This is a genomic window from Burkholderia sp. YHN3-13, from assembly GCF_055810675.1.
Genome location: NZ_JBVVNQ010000013.1, coordinates 20,299 through 35,625, shown reverse-complemented (window position 1 = coordinate 35,625; position 15,327 = coordinate 20,299). Strand labels below are relative to the sequence as shown.

The 15,327-nt window shown below is 68.0% G+C and carries 13 protein-coding genes and 1 pseudogene; 8 read left to right on the top strand and 6 right to left on the bottom strand.

Features of this window, described 5'->3' with window-relative positions; genetic code table 11:
• Window positions 1-57: 57 nt before the first annotated feature.
• Both hemA and AC0KUR_RS25605 read right to left on the bottom strand, forming a co-directional pair.
• The gene (hemA, locus tag AC0KUR_RS25610) at window positions 58-1,356 is read right to left on the bottom strand and encodes a glutamyl-tRNA reductase (RefSeq protein WP_011350794.1); all 1,299 of its coding nucleotides are present in this window, start codon (window positions 1,354-1,356) and stop codon (window positions 58-60) included.
• Window positions 1,357-1,382: 26 nt separating this feature from the next.
• The gene (locus AC0KUR_RS25605; protein WP_034187498.1) at window positions 1,383-2,147 is read right to left on the bottom strand and encodes a response regulator transcription factor; all 765 of its coding nucleotides are present in this window, start codon (window positions 2,145-2,147) and stop codon (window positions 1,383-1,385) included.
• A 171-nt stretch (window positions 2,148-2,318) separates the two neighbouring features.
• Here AC0KUR_RS25605 and AC0KUR_RS25600 point away from each other — a divergent pair, with 171 nt between their 5' ends.
• The 4 genes and pseudogenes from AC0KUR_RS25600 to AC0KUR_RS25585 all read left to right on the top strand — a co-directional run bounded on the left by AC0KUR_RS25600 (window position 2,319) and on the right by AC0KUR_RS25585 (window position 5,639).
• Window positions 2,319-2,573 carry a hypothetical protein gene (locus AC0KUR_RS25600; protein ID WP_473376571.1) on the top strand — a complete coding sequence of 85 codons (255 nt, stop codon included), beginning with the start codon at window positions 2,319-2,321 and terminating at the stop codon, window positions 2,571-2,573.
• Window positions 2,574-2,591: 18 nt separating this feature from the next.
• Window positions 2,592-4,406: an aminopeptidase P family protein gene (locus AC0KUR_RS25595; RefSeq protein ID WP_034187496.1), complete on the top strand. Its 1,815-nt coding sequence runs from the start codon at window positions 2,592-2,594 to the stop codon at window positions 4,404-4,406.
• Window positions 4,407-4,472: 66 nt separating this feature from the next.
• Window positions 4,473-5,019 (top strand): annotated as a pseudogene (locus AC0KUR_RS25590) (cysteine hydrolase family protein).
• A complete protein-coding gene (locus tag AC0KUR_RS25585) occupies window positions 5,016-5,639 on the top strand; it encodes an HAD family hydrolase (RefSeq protein ID WP_049028997.1) in 624 nt (207 codons plus the stop codon). The pseudogene AC0KUR_RS25590 and the gene AC0KUR_RS25585 overlap by 4 nt, the downstream one beginning before the upstream one ends.
• 137 nt (window positions 5,640-5,776) lie before the next feature.
• Here AC0KUR_RS25585 and ettA read toward each other — a convergent pair whose 3' ends face one another.
• The 3 genes from ettA to gcvA form a co-directional block, all read right to left on the bottom strand.
• A complete protein-coding gene (ettA, locus tag AC0KUR_RS25580) occupies window positions 5,777-7,444 on the bottom strand; it encodes an energy-dependent translational throttle protein EttA (RefSeq protein WP_006494122.1) in 1,668 nt (555 codons plus the stop codon).
• 186 nt (window positions 7,445-7,630) lie between these two features.
• Window positions 7,631-7,939, bottom strand: coding sequence for a DUF3761 domain-containing protein (locus AC0KUR_RS25575; protein ID WP_069705994.1), 309 nt, complete (start codon window positions 7,937-7,939; stop codon window positions 7,631-7,633).
• A gap of 106 nt (window positions 7,940-8,045) precedes the next feature.
• Complete coding sequence (gcvA, locus tag AC0KUR_RS25570) at window positions 8,046-8,963, bottom strand: transcriptional regulator GcvA (RefSeq protein WP_473376570.1); 918 nt, start codon at window positions 8,961-8,963, stop codon at window positions 8,046-8,048.
• Between the two features lie 193 nt (window positions 8,964-9,156).
• On the opposite strand from gcvA, the gene AC0KUR_RS25565 reads away from it, so the two are divergent.
• From AC0KUR_RS25565 to gabP, 3 genes are all read left to right on the top strand, one after another.
• Entirely contained in the window at window positions 9,157-10,422 is a 1,266-nt protein-coding gene (locus AC0KUR_RS25565; RefSeq protein WP_473376569.1) for an MFS transporter, read from the top strand.
• Between the two features lie 81 nt (window positions 10,423-10,503).
• Window positions 10,504-10,839, top strand: coding sequence for an MmcQ/YjbR family DNA-binding protein (locus AC0KUR_RS25560; RefSeq protein ID WP_034187490.1), 336 nt, complete (start codon window positions 10,504-10,506; stop codon window positions 10,837-10,839).
• A gap of 367 nt (window positions 10,840-11,206) precedes the next feature.
• Window positions 11,207-12,598 carry a GABA permease gene (gene gabP, locus AC0KUR_RS25555; protein WP_473376568.1) on the top strand — a complete coding sequence of 464 codons (1,392 nt, stop codon included), beginning with the start codon at window positions 11,207-11,209 and terminating at the stop codon, window positions 12,596-12,598.
• A gap of 165 nt (window positions 12,599-12,763) precedes the next feature.
• Here the strand turns inward: gabP and ychF are convergent, their stop codons facing one another.
• The gene (ychF, locus tag AC0KUR_RS25550; protein WP_473376567.1) at window positions 12,764-13,858 is read right to left on the bottom strand and encodes a redox-regulated ATPase YchF; all 1,095 of its coding nucleotides are present in this window, start codon (window positions 13,856-13,858) and stop codon (window positions 12,764-12,766) included.
• Between the two features lie 247 nt (window positions 13,859-14,105).
• On the opposite strand from ychF, the gene AC0KUR_RS25545 reads away from it, so the two are divergent.
• Window positions 14,106-15,284, top strand: coding sequence for a UbiH/UbiF family hydroxylase (locus tag AC0KUR_RS25545; protein ID WP_034187487.1), 1,179 nt, complete (start codon window positions 14,106-14,108; stop codon window positions 15,282-15,284).
• Window positions 15,285-15,327: the final 43 nt, after the last annotated feature.

The window sequence follows — 15,327 nt, the reverse complement described above, 5'->3', positions numbered from 1 at the left end:
GGGGTATTCGGAAAGGATAGGCCGGCGCGCGGCCGGCGGCAGGGCGACCGGGCGGCGCTAGTGGCCGGACTGGTCGTTCGAGCGCGGCGCGTGCTGGTAGAAGCCGCGCATCAGGTCGATCAGCGAATCGCGATCGGCGCCGTTCACGCGGTTGAGCGCGCTCGTCGGGCCGTGGATCAGCTTGTTGGTCAGCGCCTGGGACAACGCCTCGAGTACGGCGGCCGGATCGTCGCCGCGTGCGAGCAGCTTCTGCGCCTTGTCGACTTCGGCGCGGCGCAGCGCGTCGGCCTGCGTATGCATGTGACGAATCACCGGCACGACGCTGCGCGTGTCGAGCCATTGCATGAAATTCTGCACGCGCGTCTCGATGATCGCTTCGGCCTGCGCGACCGCGGCCTGGCGCGATGCGTTGCCTTCGCGCACGATCGCGCCGAGATCGTCGACGGTGTAGAGGAACACGTCCTTCAGCTTGCCGACTTCGGGCTCGATGTCGCGCGGCACCGCGAGGTCGACCATGAAGATCGGGCGGTGGCGGCGTGCCTTCACCGCGCGCTCGACCGCGCCGAGGCCGATGATCGGCAGCGTCGATGCGGTGCACGACACGATGATGTCGAATTCGTGCATGCGGGTCGGCAGGTCGGCCAGCGGCATCGCGCGGCCGTTGAAGCGTTCGGCGAGCCGCTGGCCGCGTTCGGCCGTGCGGTTCGCGACGACGAGTTCGCGCGGGCCTTGCGCGGCGAAGTGCGTCGCGCACAGCTCGATCATCTCGCCGGCACCGATGAACAGTACGCGCTGATCCGACACCTTTTCGAAGATCCGCTGCGCGAGGCGCACCGCGGCGGCGGCCATCGACACCGACTGCGTGCCGATTTCGGTCGTGCCGCGCACTTCCTTCGCCACCGCGAACGTGCGCTGGAACAGCTGGTTCAGATAGGTGCCGAGCGCGCCGGCTTCCGTCGCGGTGCGGACCGCGTCCTTCATCTGGCCCAGAATCTGGGTTTCGCCGAGCACCATCGAATCGAGGCCGGACGCGACGCGGAATGCATGCCGGACCGCTTCCGACTGCGGCAGCGCGTACACATGCGGGGCGAGCTCGTCGACCGGAATCCGGTGATACTCCGACAGCCAGCGGACCGCGCCTTCGCGCGCCGCGCGATCGTCGGTCGCGCAATACAGTTCGGTGCGGTTGCAGGTGGAGAGGATCGCCGCTTCGGGCGTATTGGGTGCCTGGGGGCCGAGAAACACGTTCTTGAACGTGACGAGAGCCGGCTTGATCTGCTCGAGCGGAAACGCCACGCGTTCGCGCAAGGCGACAGGCGCAGTGTGGTGATTGATTCCGATCGTGAGGAGTTGCATATCGAGGGCTATCGTTTAGCCCCATATTATAGCGTTTCAGCGATTTCCTCACTCGCGGCATACCGAGCATCAGCGTGGCGGGGCCGGGAATTTGGGGGTTCGATCGGCACGCGGTCGAGCTGATAGCCGTAGCCGTAGAGCGGCAACAGCCGGTAGCCGCGCTCCGGGAGCAATTGCAACTTGCTGCGCAGCCGGGATGCGTGCGTATCGAGCGTGCGCGACTTCATGTCGCGGCGGCGCCCCCACACGGTTTCGAGGATATGGGCGCGCGACACGGGCCGCGACAGGTTCGTGAACAGCAGCTGGGCGAAACGGAATTCCTTGGGCGTCAGTGAAACGATTGCGTTGCCGAAGCGCACGAGGTCGTGCGTTGCGTCGAATGCGTATTCCCCATACATTTCGCGCGAGCGGGTCGGCGGCCGGCGTACGCCGGCGCGCCGGCTCAGTGCGTTGACGCGCGCAAGCAGTTCGGGGCCGCTCACGGGCCGCGCGAGGCAATCGTCGGCGCCCGCGTGCAGGCACGAGACGATTTCGCTTTCGCGCGGCGACTGCATCACGGCGATGGCCGGCAACCCGGGCAGGACCGTCTGCGCGCGCGGAATGACTTCCTCGGCGGGCTGATCGCCGGCCCAGTGGCCGGTGATCAGCATGTCGCAGGTGTTGTCGGCCGCGAGCCACGCGAAGAAGGCGGTGCTGGACGGAAACGCGTGGCACACGTGACCGCCCGCGAAGAGCAGCCGGTTCAGGAGCGCGGCGCGACGCGACTCGGGATCGATCAGAGCGATTCGCATGAGAGTTTCTTCATTACGGTAGCCGGTGCGCGCTTGCCATAACGTCGAGTCGGCCCCTACACTCGAACGTTCGCGGCACCCGGCTGGTCTCGGGTTCGATGGATGAATCGATGCTAGCCGCTGGTAACGTTCACGCCTATGGGACGAATCTGAATTTATAGAAGGCGTCGAATGAACTGGTTTGGAATCATTGTCCTGGGAGCGGCCGTCGGGCTGTTCGGCCGCTGGCTGCATCCGATGCGGCGCATGAGTCGGCCGGCGTGGTGGATCGCGGTGCTCGCCGGCATCGTCGGTGCGGCCGCCGCCCGCATGGCCGGCAATCTCTCGGGACTGTTTTACGATGGCGAGACGCTCGAATGGCCGGTCTGCACCGGCGTCGCGTTCCTTGCCGTAGCCGTGACGGTCGCGCTGTCGGCCCGTCGCTGAATGCTCTCAGGTGAAATCATGAATGCCCGTCTTCCCGAAGTCTCGCCGGTGCCGGCCCGCCTTGCGCTGTTGCGCGGTGCCATGGCCCGCGAGGACCTGGCCGCCTATCTCGTGCCGTCCGCCGATCCCCATCTGTCCGAGTATCTGCCCGAGCGCTGGCAGGCGCGCCGCTGGCTGTCCGGCTTCACGGGCTCGGTCGGCACGCTGGTCGTGACCGCGGATTTCGCGGGGCTGTGGGTCGACAGCCGCTACTGGGTGCAGGCCGACGCCGAGCTGGCCGGCACGGGCGTGCAACTGATGAAGATGACGGGCGGCCAGCAGAGCGCGCCGCATGTCGACTGGCTGGCGCAGAACGTGCCGGCCGGCGCGACGGTCGGCGTCGACGGCGCGGTGCTCGGCGTCGCGGCGGCGCGCGGGCTGACGGCCGCGCTGAGCGCGCGCGGCATCGCGCTGCGCACCGATCTCGACCTGCTCGACGCGATCTGGCCGGAGCGGCCGGGGTTGCCCGGCGACGCTGTGTTCGAGCACACGGCGCCGCAGGCCGACACGACGCGCGCGAGCAAGCTGGCCGAGGTGCGCCGCGCGATGCACGCGCAGGGCGCGCAGTGGCATTTCGTGTCGACGCTCGACGATCTCGCCTGGCTGTTCAACCTGCGCGGCGCCGACGTCAACTTCAATCCCGTGTTCGTTGCGCACGCAATGATCGGCGCCGATCGCGCGACGCTGTTCATCGCCGACGGCAAGGTGTCGCCGGCGCTGGCCGAGTCGCTCGCGCGGGACGGCGTCGACGTCCGTGCGTACGGCGACGCGCGCGCGTCGCTCGCGGCGTTGCCCGCCGGCGCGACGCTGCTGATCGACCCGCGCCGCGTGACGTTCGGCACGCTCGAGGCCGTGCCGGCCGGCGTGAAGCTCGTCGAGGCGGTGAATCCGTCGACGTTCGCGAAGTCGCGCAAGACGTCCGCCGAGATCGAACACGTGCGCGTGACGATGGAACACGACGGCGCCGCGCTCGCGGAATTCTTCGCATGGTTCGAGCAGGCCGTGAACCGCGAGACGATTACCGAGCTGACGATCGAGGAGAAGCTCACGGCCGCACGCGCACGGCGCCCCGGCTACGTGTCGGCGAGCTTCGCGACGATCGCGGGCTTCAACGCGAACGGCGCGATGCCGCACTACCACGCGACCCGCGAGTCGCACGCGACGATCGCCGGCGACGGCCTGCTGCTAATCGATTCGGGCGGCCAGTACATGACGGGCACGACCGACATCACGCGCGTCGTGCCGGTCGGCACCGTCAGCGACCTGCAGCGGCGCGATTTCACGATCGTGCTGAAATCGATGATGGCGCTGTCGCGCGCACGCTTCCCGCGCGGCATCCGCTCGCCGATGCTCGACGCGATCGCGCGCGCGCCGATGTGGGCGGCCGGGCTCGATTACGGCCACGGCACCGGGCATGGCGTCGGCTATTTCCTGAACGTGCACGAAGGCCCGCAGGTCATCTCGCACTACGCGCCGGCCGAGCCGTACACGGCGATGGAAGAAGGCATGATCACGTCGATCGAGCCTGGCGTATACCGTCCGGGCCAGTGGGGCATCCGGATCGAGAACCTGGTCGTGAACCGCGCGGCCGGAAAGACGGAGTTCGGCGATTTTCTCGCGTTCGAGACGCTGACGCTGTGCCCGATCGACACGCGCTGCGTGCTGATCGAGATGCTGCACGACGAGGAACGCGCATGGCTGAACACGTATCACGCGACGGTGCGCGAGCGCGTCGGCAGGCACGTGAGCGGCGATGCGAAAGCGTGGCTCGACGCGCGCACGCAGCCGATCTGACGCCGCCGGCGGCAACGGCCGGACCATAAGCCGACATAAGCCGAACGACAGAACCGAGGGCAAGCCATGACGGACACCGCAGTGATCGTGATCGACATGCAGCGCGGGCTGGTGGAGCGGGCGCGGCCTGCCTACCGGCTCGACGAGGTCGTGTCGGGCATCAACCGGTTGACGGCGGCCGCGCGCGCGGCCAACGCGCCCGTCTGTTTCGTGCAGCACGACGGCGATGCGGACGACGACATCGTGCCCGGCACGCCGGGCTGGGAGCTGCATGCGGGGCTGGTCGTCGGCGGCGACGACTGGCGCGTGCGCAAGCAGGTGAGCGATTCGTTCCACGACACGCCGCTCGCGGCGCAGCTCGATCGGCACGGCATCCGTTCGGTGCTGATCTGCGGTTATGCGACGGAGTTCTGCGTCGATTCGGCCGCGCGCCGCGCTGCTCGGCTACCGGACGACCGTCGTGTCCGACCTGCACACGACGAACGAGCGTGCGCACCTGTCGGCCGCGCAGATCGTCGCGCACCACCACTTCATCTGGAACAACAACTCGCTGTCGGGCAACGCGGTGACGCCGCGTCTGCTCGCGGAAGTCCTTGCTGCGGAGTTTGCATGACGATCAAGGCCGTGGTGTTCGATTTCGGCGGCGTGCTGATCGACTGGAGCCCCGAGTACCTTTACCGTGAGCTGATTCCAGACGAAACCGAGCGTCGCTGGTTTCTCACGCACGTGTGCGCGATGGACTGGGTGATCCGCCAGGACGGCGGGCAGACGATCGAGGAAGGCACGGCCGAGCTCGTCGCGAAGTTTCCGGAGCACGAGGCGCTGATCCGCGCGTTCTATGCGCGCTGGCACGAGATGATCCGCGGCGTGCTGGAAGAGGGCGCCGCGCTCGTCGACCGGCTGGACGCGCAGGGGATGCCGCTGTTCGGCCTGACGAACTGGTCCGCGCAGACGTTTCCGTACGCGTGGGACAACTTCCCGGTGCTGCGGCGATTCAGGGACATCGTCGTGTCGGGCCGCGTGAAGCTCGTGAAACCCGATCCGGCGATCTATCGCGAGATGCATGCGCGGATCGTGCCGCACCTGCCGGGTATCGCGCCGCACGAGCTCGTGTTCATCGACGACAACGCGAAGAATGCGCAGGCCGCGACGGCGCTCGGCTGGCACGGCATTCATCACACGAGCGCGGCGGCGACCGAGGCACGGTTGCGCGAACTGGGCGCGCTCGCGTAAGCGACAGCGGGCGACCGCGCGGCGATAAAAAAAGCGGGCCACGGGCCCGCTTTTTCGTTCTGCCGATCCGGAGGCGGCCGCCTCGGGCATTCGGCCTCGCGTTGCCGCGGTGCCGGATGCCCAGGCCGGCGTGCCGGTCAGCGGCTGATCGGCTTGTAGCGCAGACGCTTCGGCTTCGCGGCTTCCTCGCCGAGGCGCGCACGCTTGTCGGCTTCGTACTCCTGGTAGTTGCCGTCGAAGAACGTGACCTGCGAATCGCCTTCGAACGCGAGGATGTGCGTCGCGATCCGGTCGAGGAACCAGCGATCGTGCGAGATCACCATCACCGAGCCCGCGAATTCGAGCAGCGCGTCTTCCAGCGCGCGCAGCGTTTCGACGTCGAGATCGTTCGACGGTTCGTCGAGCAGCAGCACGTTGCCGCCCGAGATCAGCGTCTTCGCGAGGTGCAGACGGCCGCGTTCACCGCCGGACAGGTTGCCGACGATCTTCTGCTGGTCGCCGCCCTTGAAGTTGAAGCGGCCGATGTACGCCCGCGACGGCGTTTCGTACTTGCCGACCGTCAGCACGTCGGCGCCGCCCGAGATTTCCTCGAACACCGTCTTCGAGCCGTCGAGCGCGTCGCGGCTCTGGTCGACGTACGCGAGCTTCACCGTCGGGCCCATCACGACTTCACCCGAATCCGGCTGTTCCTTGCCCGTGAGCATCTTGAACAGCGTCGACTTGCCGGCGCCGTTCGGGCCGATGATGCCGACGATCGCGCCGGCCGGAATCTTGAAGCTCAGGTTGTCGATCAGCAGGCGGTCGCCGAACGACTTGCTGACGTTCTTGAACTCGATCACTTCATTGCCGAGGCGTTCGCCGGCCGGAATGAAGATTTCCTGCGTTTCGTTGCGCTTCTGGTATTCCTGGCTGCTCAGTTCCTCGAAGCGCGCGATACGCGCCTTCGACTTCGCCTGACGGCCCTTCGGGTTCTGGCGCACCCACTCCAGTTCCTTCTTGATCGCCTTCTGGCGTGCCGATTCCGATGCTTCTTCCTGCTTCAGGCGCTCTTCCTTCTGGTCGAGCCAGCTGCTGTAGTTGCCCTTCCACGGAATGCCGTGGCCGCGGTCGAGTTCGAGAATCCACTCGGCTGCGTTGTCGAGGAAGTAGCGATCGTGCGTCACGGCGACGACCGTGCCCGGGAAGCGCACCAGGAACTGCTCGAGCCAGTCGACCGATTCGGCGTCGAGGTGGTTGGTCGGTTCGTCGAGCAGCAGCATGTCCGGTTTTTCGAGCAACAGCTTGCACAGCGCGACGCGGCGCTTTTCACCGCCCGACAGATGCTCGATCTTCGCGTCCCAGGGCGGCAGGCGCAACGCGTCGGCCGCCACTTCGAGCTGCTGCTCGGGGCTGCCGCCGTCGCTCGACGCGAGGATCGCCTCGTACTTCGCCTGCTCGGCCGCGAGTGCGTCGAAATCGGCGTCCGGTTCCGCGTAGGCCGCGTAGATTTCTTCCAGCTTCTTGTTGGCCTGGAACAGGTCGCCGAGGCCTTCCTCGACGGCTTCGCGCACGGTCTTCGTCGGATCGAGCTGCGGTTCCTGGGGCAGGTAGCCGATGTTCAGGTTCGGCATCGGCGTGGCTTCGCCCTCGATGTCCTTGTCGACGCCCGCCATGATGCGGATCAGCGTCGACTTGCCCGAGCCGTTCAGGCCGAGCACGCCGATCTTCGCGCCGGGAAAGAACGACAGCGAGATGTCCTTCAGGATCTGGCGCTTGGGCGGCACGATCTTGCCGACCCGGTTCATCGTGAAAACGTATTGGGCCATTTCGGTGTGAAAGTCAGAAGTGGTTGAGACGGCCGCGCAGCGTGCGGGCGTGGCGGCGTCGGGTGATTCGGTACGGAGCGTGCCGCGCGGGGCGCGGCGGCGGCGCCGCGTGTCGGCGGCGCGAACGCGTATTGTACTTCGCCGCCGGCTGCCGCTGGCGCCGCGCAGCCGTCCGGATGCGTCGCGTTACAGCCACGCGGCGACGCCGCCGTGCCCCGAGCACGTGCCGCGTCGATGGCGGCTGAAGCTGTACGTGCCGTCGCGGCAGCGCGCGCTCGCCCCGTCCGGCACGCGGCCCGATTTCGAATGCGCGGGCGCGTGCACGGTCTCGCCGTCGCGGTTGCGATACGTGTCGTGACGGTCGAGATCGGCTTCGTTGCCGTAGCCGGGCGATGCGCGGTACGCGTGTGCGGGGTGGGGCAACGCGGCGCAGGTGACAAGGAAGACGGCGGACAGTGCCGCGATGCGTGTCGCGCGGCGGAACAGGGCAGGCATGGTCTCTCCCGGTCGGTTTGTTGTTATCGATGTCGGGCGGATCGCCCGCGCCGCATGTTAACGGATCGGCGTCCGACCGGTGCCGGCGCCGCGCGGCGGCGCGACGCTACGCCGCGCCGGACATCGACGCCGCGCCGTCCGCCTGCGCGGCCTCGAGAATCCAGCGGCGGAACGCGGCGACCTTCGGCCGCTCGGCGTGATGCGGCGGATAGACGAGGTAGTACGCGAAATCGTCGAGCCAGGCGACCTCAGCAAGCTGCACGAGTCGCCCGCTCGCCAGCTCTCCGCGCACCATCGCGGCCGGCAGCAGCCCGGCGCCCTGGCCGGCGACGATCGCCTGCAGCAGCAGGCCCGAGTCGTCGAACGCGGGGCCGCGCGGCGGCCCGAAATCGTCGATCCGCTGCGCGCCGAACCAGATGTGCCAGCCCTTGCGCTCGGCGTCGTGCAGGTGCGGCCAGCCGACGAGGTCGGCCGGCGTCGCCGGCCTGCCGAGCCGCGCGACGAGTTCGGGCGACGCGAGCGCGACGATCTCCACCGTCAGCAGGCGCTCGCTGCACAGCCCGATGTAGCGCCCGAGGCCGTGACGGATCGCGACATCGACGCCGTCGCGCGAGAAATCCGCGAGCGCGTGGCTCGTGACGACCTGCAGGTCGACGTCCGGGCACGCGTGCCGGAACTGCGCGAGGCGCGGGACGAGCCACGCGGACGCGAAGAACGGCGTGACGCTCACCGTCAGCGCGCCGCTGTCGGCGGCGCCCGACACGCGCTGCGACGCGTCGGCGATCTGCCGGAACGCGTTGCGCACGGGCGGCAGGTAGTCGCGGCCGGCGGCCGTCAGCAGGATGCCGCGGTTCACGCGCTCGAACAGCTGCACGCCGAGATGCGCCTCGAGCGTGCGGATCATCTGGCTCACCGCGCCGGGCGTGACCGACAGCTCTTCGGCGGCCGACTTCACCGACAGGTGGCGGGCGGCAGCTTCGAAGGCGCGCAGGGCGTTGAGTGGCGGAAGGCGGGAACGATTCATTCAGTTTTTCTAAAGCGAAAGGCCGACGAAATATCGTTTGAGGCCGCGTGTATGCGCGAGTACCGTTGATGTATCGGATCACACGTTGCGTGACCGCGTTTCGGTAGCGGATGCGATCAACATAGTTCATCTATATCCATGAGGCAATCCGGGCGCTGCCTGGCGGCCGGTGGAACCTGAGAGGAGCATCGTCATGAACCGCCCGGGCGCACCGCGCCTCTTCTACGGCTGGTACGTGGTCGCGGCCGCGTTCGCCGTCACGTTGGTCGGGTTCGGCAGCGCGTATACGTTCAGCGCGTTCGTCGAGTCGCTGCAGCGGGATTTCGCCGCGTCGCGCGGGCAGATTTCGCTTGTGTTCTCGCTCGCCGGCTTCCTGTATTTCGGTTTCGGCATCGTCAGCGGGCCGCTGGCCGATCGCTTCGGCTCGCGGCGGCTCGCCGTCGCCGGGATGTTGCTGACCGGCGCGGGGCTCGCGGCGGCCGGCGCGGCGCACACGCTGCTGCAGGTCTATGTCGCGTACGGGCTCGGGGTCGGACTCGGCGTCGGCTGCGCGTACGTGCCGGCCGTCGGTGCCGTGCAGCGCTGGTTCGTGCGCCGGCGCGGCTTCGCATCGGGGCTCGCGGTCGCGGGGATCGGCGTCGGCACGCTCGTGATGCCGCCGCTCGCGTCCGCGCTGATCGCGCATGCCGGCTGGCGCGGCGCGTATTTCACGCTCGCCGTGATCGCGGTCGTGCTGGGCGCAGGCATGTCGCTGCTGATCGAGAACGATCCGCGCGGGCGCGGACTGCTGCCCGATGGCGATGCGGCCGACGATGACAGCCGGCATGCCGGTGCCGCCTCGGCCCGTGTGAAGGTGCAGGCCGGGGCGACCGTGCGCGAAGCCGTCACGTCGCGGCCGTTCGCGAGCCTCTACGCGGCATGCCTCGTGTGCTCGTTCGGCGTGTTCGTCCCGTTCGTTCACCTCGTGCCGTACGCGCTCGATCACGGCGTCGCGCCGCCCACGGCCGTGCTGCTGCTCGGGGCGATCGGCGTCGGCAGCACGGCCGGGCGTTTCTTCCTCGGCGGCCTGGCCGACCGCTTCGGCCGCCGCGCATCGCTGCTGGCGATGTTCGCCGGCATGGCCGTGGCGCTCGTCGCATGGGCGGGGGCAGGCACCGTCGCGACGCTCGCCGCGTTCGCGCTCGTGTTCGGCGTGTTTTATGGCGGCTGGGTCGCCGTGCTGCCGGCGGTCGTGATGGACTATTTCGGCGGGCGCAACGTGAGCGCGATCATCGGCATCCTGTACACGAGCGTCGCGTTCGGCACGCTGATCGGCCCGGCCGCTGCCGGCTTCATCTTCGACGCGGGCGGCGGTTATCTCGTGCCGATCCTCGCGAGCGCCGCCGCGAATGCGATCGCGTTCGCGATCGTCGCGACGACCGGACGGGCGCCGGCGGCCGCGCGCGCAACCGGCGGATAGGCGCATCCGGCTGGGCGTGCCGCGCGATTTCCGGTAGCGTGGCCGGACCGGCAACCATCGGCCCACGGTCAGGGAGGCATCGTGACATTCGACGACGTCCGGCAGATCGCGCTCGCGTGGCGCGGTGTCGAGGAGGGCACGTCGTACGGCACGCCCGCACTCAAGGTGAAGGGCAGGATGCTCGCGCGGCTGCGCGAGGACGGCGACACGCTTGTCGTGAAGGGTGTCGGTCCCGACGAGCGCGCCTGGCTGATCGAATCGGAACCCGACGTGTATTACGTGACCGATCACTATGCCGGCTGGCCGATCGTGCTGGTCCGCCTGTCGGTCGCGCACCCCGACGCCGTGAAAAACCTGCTTCTGCGCGAATGGCACGCGATCGTCCCGGCCAGGTGGCGGGACGAAGCGGCGCACTAACGGCGCGGAATCCGGCACCACGCCGGATCAAGCGTTGCATCGGTTCGCATCGATGCAACGAGTGGTTCCATCGAAATTCTTCAATTGGTTCTTAGTGACGAACCGTTTGATGCTTACACTCCTTCGCTTCGAAGGCGGCTGACGACAGCCGATGGAAAGGGCGCACGCGATGCGCCGGCGTCTTGCACGCCGCATCGCACCCGCAGCTTCGCAGACTGCGTGGGCGCACCGACCCGAACGGCCCCACCTGGCCTCACGCCCGCGTGCGACGCACGCACGGCCGCAGCCGGAATCAAGAACGACAACGCCCCGCGCCGCCTTCACGCGACACCCGGTCATACCGGAACCGTTTTTTGGAGAGAGACAGATGAATGGAAGCAACACGGGCCTCGGCACGGGCCTGAAGCAGCGTCACGTGACGATGATGTCGATTGCCGGCGTCATCGGCGCGGGCTTGTTCGTCGGCTCCGGCCACGCGATCGCGGAAGCCGGTCCGGCATCGATCCTCGCGTATGCGATCGCGGGCGTGCTGGTCGTGCTGGTGATGCGCATGCTCGGCGAAATGGCCGTCGCGCATCCGGACAGCGGGTCGTTCTCGACCTATGCCGATCGCGCGATCGGCCATTGGGCCGGCTTCACGATTGGCTGGCTGTACTGGTGGTTCTGGGTGCTCGTGATCCCGATCGAGGCGACGGCCGCCGCGACCATCCTCAATGCATGGTTCCCGGGCGTCGCGACGTGGATCTTCGCGCTCGGCATCACGCTGCTGCTTACCCTCACCAACCTCTTCTCCGTCAAGAACTACGGCGAATTCGAATTCTGGTTCGCGCTGATCAAGGTCGTCGCGATCGTCGTGTTCCTGTGCATCGGCGGCGCGGCGATCGTCGGAATCATCCCGGCGCCCGCCGTATCGGGCGTGTCGAACCTGTTCGCGCACCACGGCTTCATGCCGAACGGCGCCGGCGCGGTGCTGGCGGCGATGCTGACGACGATGTTCTCGTTCCTCGGCACCGAGATCGTGACGATCGCGGCCGCCGAATCGGACAACCCGCAACGCCAGATCGTGCGCGCGACCAACTCGGTCATCTGGCGCATCACGCTGTTCTATCTCGGCTCGATCCTGATCGTCGCGGCCATCGTGCCGTGGAACGACCCGCTGCTGCCGAAGCACGGCTCGTATCAGCGCGCGATGGAACTGATCGGCGTCCCGAACGCGAAAGCGATCATCGACGTGATCGTGCTCGTGTCGGTCGCCAGTTGCCTGAATTCGGCGCTGTACACCGCGTCGCGGATGCTGTTCTCGCTGTCGAAGCGCAAGGACGCGCCGGCGTTCCTGCATCGCACCGATTCGACCGGCACGCCGCGCGCGGCCGTGCTCGCGTCGACCGCATTCGGCTTCGTGACCGTGATCGCGAACTACCTGATGCCGGAGCAGGTGTTCGGCTTCCTGCTCGCGACGTCGGGCGCGATCGCGCTGCTCGTGTATCTGGTGATCGCGATCTCGCAACTGCGGATGCGCAAGACGCTCGAATCGACCGGCGCCGACCTGACGCTGCGCATGTGGCTGTTCCCGTGGCTCACGTGGGCGGTGATCCTGTTCATCTGCGGCACGCTGACCGTGATGTTCGTCAGCGAGGAGCATCGGATGGAAGTGGGGGCGACGGCCGTGCTGGCGTTGATCGTGCTGCTGGCGTCGTGGCTGAACAAGCGTGGGCGCGATGCGCAGGCGAGCGCGGGGCGGCGGGTGTCGGCGACCTGATGTCATGACGAAGCGGCGGCGGACGCACGGCGTTCGCCGCTGGCTGGCGGAACGTCCCGCAATGAAAATGGCCCGACGGCGCTTGCCGTCGGGCCATTCGTTTTTCGTGCCGGGCACGTGTTGCGCGATGCCGCGTGATTCACACGGCATCGGTCGATGCAACGCTCAGACGTTGAACAGGAAGTTCATCACGTCGCCGTCGTGCACGACATATTCCTTCCCTTCTGCGCGCATCTTGCCGGCTTCCTTCGCACCCTGTTCACCCTTGTACGCGATGAAGTCGTCGAACGCGATCGTCTGCGCGCGGATGAAGCCGCGCTCGAAGTCGGTGTGGATCACGCCGGCTGCCTGCGGCGCCGTGTCGCCGATATGGATCGTCCACGCGCGCACTTCCTTCACGCCCGCGGTGAAGTAGGTCTGCAGGCCGAGCAGCGTGAAGCCCGCGCGGATCACGCGGTCGAGGCCCGGTTCTTCCATGCCCATGTCGGCGAGGAACGCTTCCTTGTCCGCATCGTCGAGATCGGCGATTTCCGCTTCGATCGCCGCGCACACGGCAACCACCGGCGCATTCTCGCTTTCCGCGTACTTGCGCACCGCCTCGAGGTGCGGGTTGTTCTCGAAGCCGTCGTCCTTCACGTTGGCGACGTACATCGCCGGCTTCGCGGTGATCAGGCAGAACGGCTTGAGCAGCGCCGCTTCGTCGTCCGACAGCGCGAGGCCGCGCACGGCCTTGCCCTGGTCGAGCTGCGCGCGCACTTTCTCGAGCACCGCGACGAGCTTCGCCGCTTCCTTGTCGTTGCCCGACTTCGCGGCCTTCGAATAGCGCGTGAGCGCCTTCTCGACGGTGCCGAGGTCGGCCAGCGCGAGTTCGGTGTTGATCACTTCGATATCGTCGATCGGGCTGACCTTGCCGGCGACGTGAATGACGTTCTCGTCCTCGAAGCAGCGCACGACGTGCGTGATCGCGTCGGTTTCGCGGATGTTCGCGAGGAACTGGTTGCCGAGGCCTTCACCCTTGCTCGCGCCCGCGACGAGGCCCGCGATGTCGACGAATTCGACGACGGCCGGCACGACACGCTCCGGCTTGACGATCTCGGAGAGCGCCTTCAGGCGCGTATCGGGCACTTCGACGATGCCGACGTTCGGTTCGATCGTGCAGAACGGGTAGTTCTCGGCGGCGATGCCGGCCTTGGTCAGCGCATTGAACAGGGTGGACTTGCCGACGTTGGGCAAGCCGACGATGCCGCATTTGAGACTCATGGAATCCTTCGGACGGGTAAGGCGGCGCGGCCGGACAGGGCACGGCGGCGCGGGAAAAAAAGGGCGGCCGGCGCGTGGAGCGCGGCGAGCCGACGGTCAAAGACGCTATTGTACCGTGCCGACGCCCCGGATTCCGGGGTTGCGCCGAACGGCCGATGCGACGGGCCGCCCCGCCGCATCGGCCGCCAGCGATTCTGCTGATTTCCCGCAAAGTCCGGCCGCGTAAGGGTTTGGCCCCGCGGCTATAATGCCCGCCATGACTGCCCACCACTCCTTCGACGTCGCCGTGGTCGGCGGCGGGCTCGTCGGCAAGACGGCCGCGCTCGCGCTGACCCAGTCCGGCTACAAGACCGCCTTGCTTGCCCAGCCGGCCACGCCGCGCCCCGCCGATCTCGCGTTCGACACCCGCGTCTACGCGCTGTCTTCCAGTTCGCAGGCGCTGCTCGAGCGGCTGCGGGTCTGGCAGGCGCTCGACCACGGCCGGCTCGCGCCCGTCTTCGACATGCGCGTGTACGGCGACGCGCATGCGGAACTGCATTTTTCCGCCTACCAGGCCTCCGTGCCGCAACTTGCATGGATCGCCGAATCGTCGCTGGTCGAGACGTCGCTCGACGCCGCCCTGCGGTTCCAGCCGAACCTCACGTGGTTCGACGCGCGCGCACAGGGCTTCGACGTGCGCGACGACGCGGCCGTGCTCACGCTGTCGTCGGGACAGGTGCTCGAAGCCGATCTGGTCGTCGGCGCCGACGGCGCGCATTCGTGGGTGCGTTCCCAAATGGGGGCCCGGGTCGAACGGCGCGATTACCGGCAGACGGGCGTCGTCGCGAACTTCAAGGCGTCGCTGCCGCACCGCGAGACGGCCTACCAGTGGTTCCACGAGGGCGAGATCGTCGCGCTGCTGCCGCTGCCGGACGGCCACGTGTCGCTCGTGTGGTCCGCGCACACCGCGCATGCCGATGAATTGCTCGCGCTCGACCCCGCGCAGCTCGCGGCCGAGGTCGAGCGCGTGTCGCACGGCCAGGTCGGCACGCTCGAATGCGTGACGCCGGCCGCCGGTTTCCCGCTGGCGCTGCAGACGGTCGACAAGCTGATCGCGCCGCGCGTCGCGCTGGTCGGTGACGCCGCGCACCTGATCCACCCGCTCGCCGGGCAGGGGATGAACCTTGGGCTGCGCGACGTCGCGGCGCTCGTCGACGCGATCGCGGGCAAGGAAAGCTTCCGCAACCTCGGCGACACGGTGCTGCTGCGCCGCTACGAGCGTTCGCGCCGCGAGGACATCCGCGCGCTGATGGTCGCGACCGACGGCCTGCAGCGGCTCTTCGCGGTGCCGGGCTCGCTCGCGAAAGCGGTGCGCAATGCGGGCATGGCCTTCGTCGGTGCGCAGCCGCTCGTGAAGCGCTGGCTCGTGTCGGCCGCGCTCGGCTGAACGAACCTTCCGCCGCTTCGCCGGTCGGAGACGGTTCCGTTAC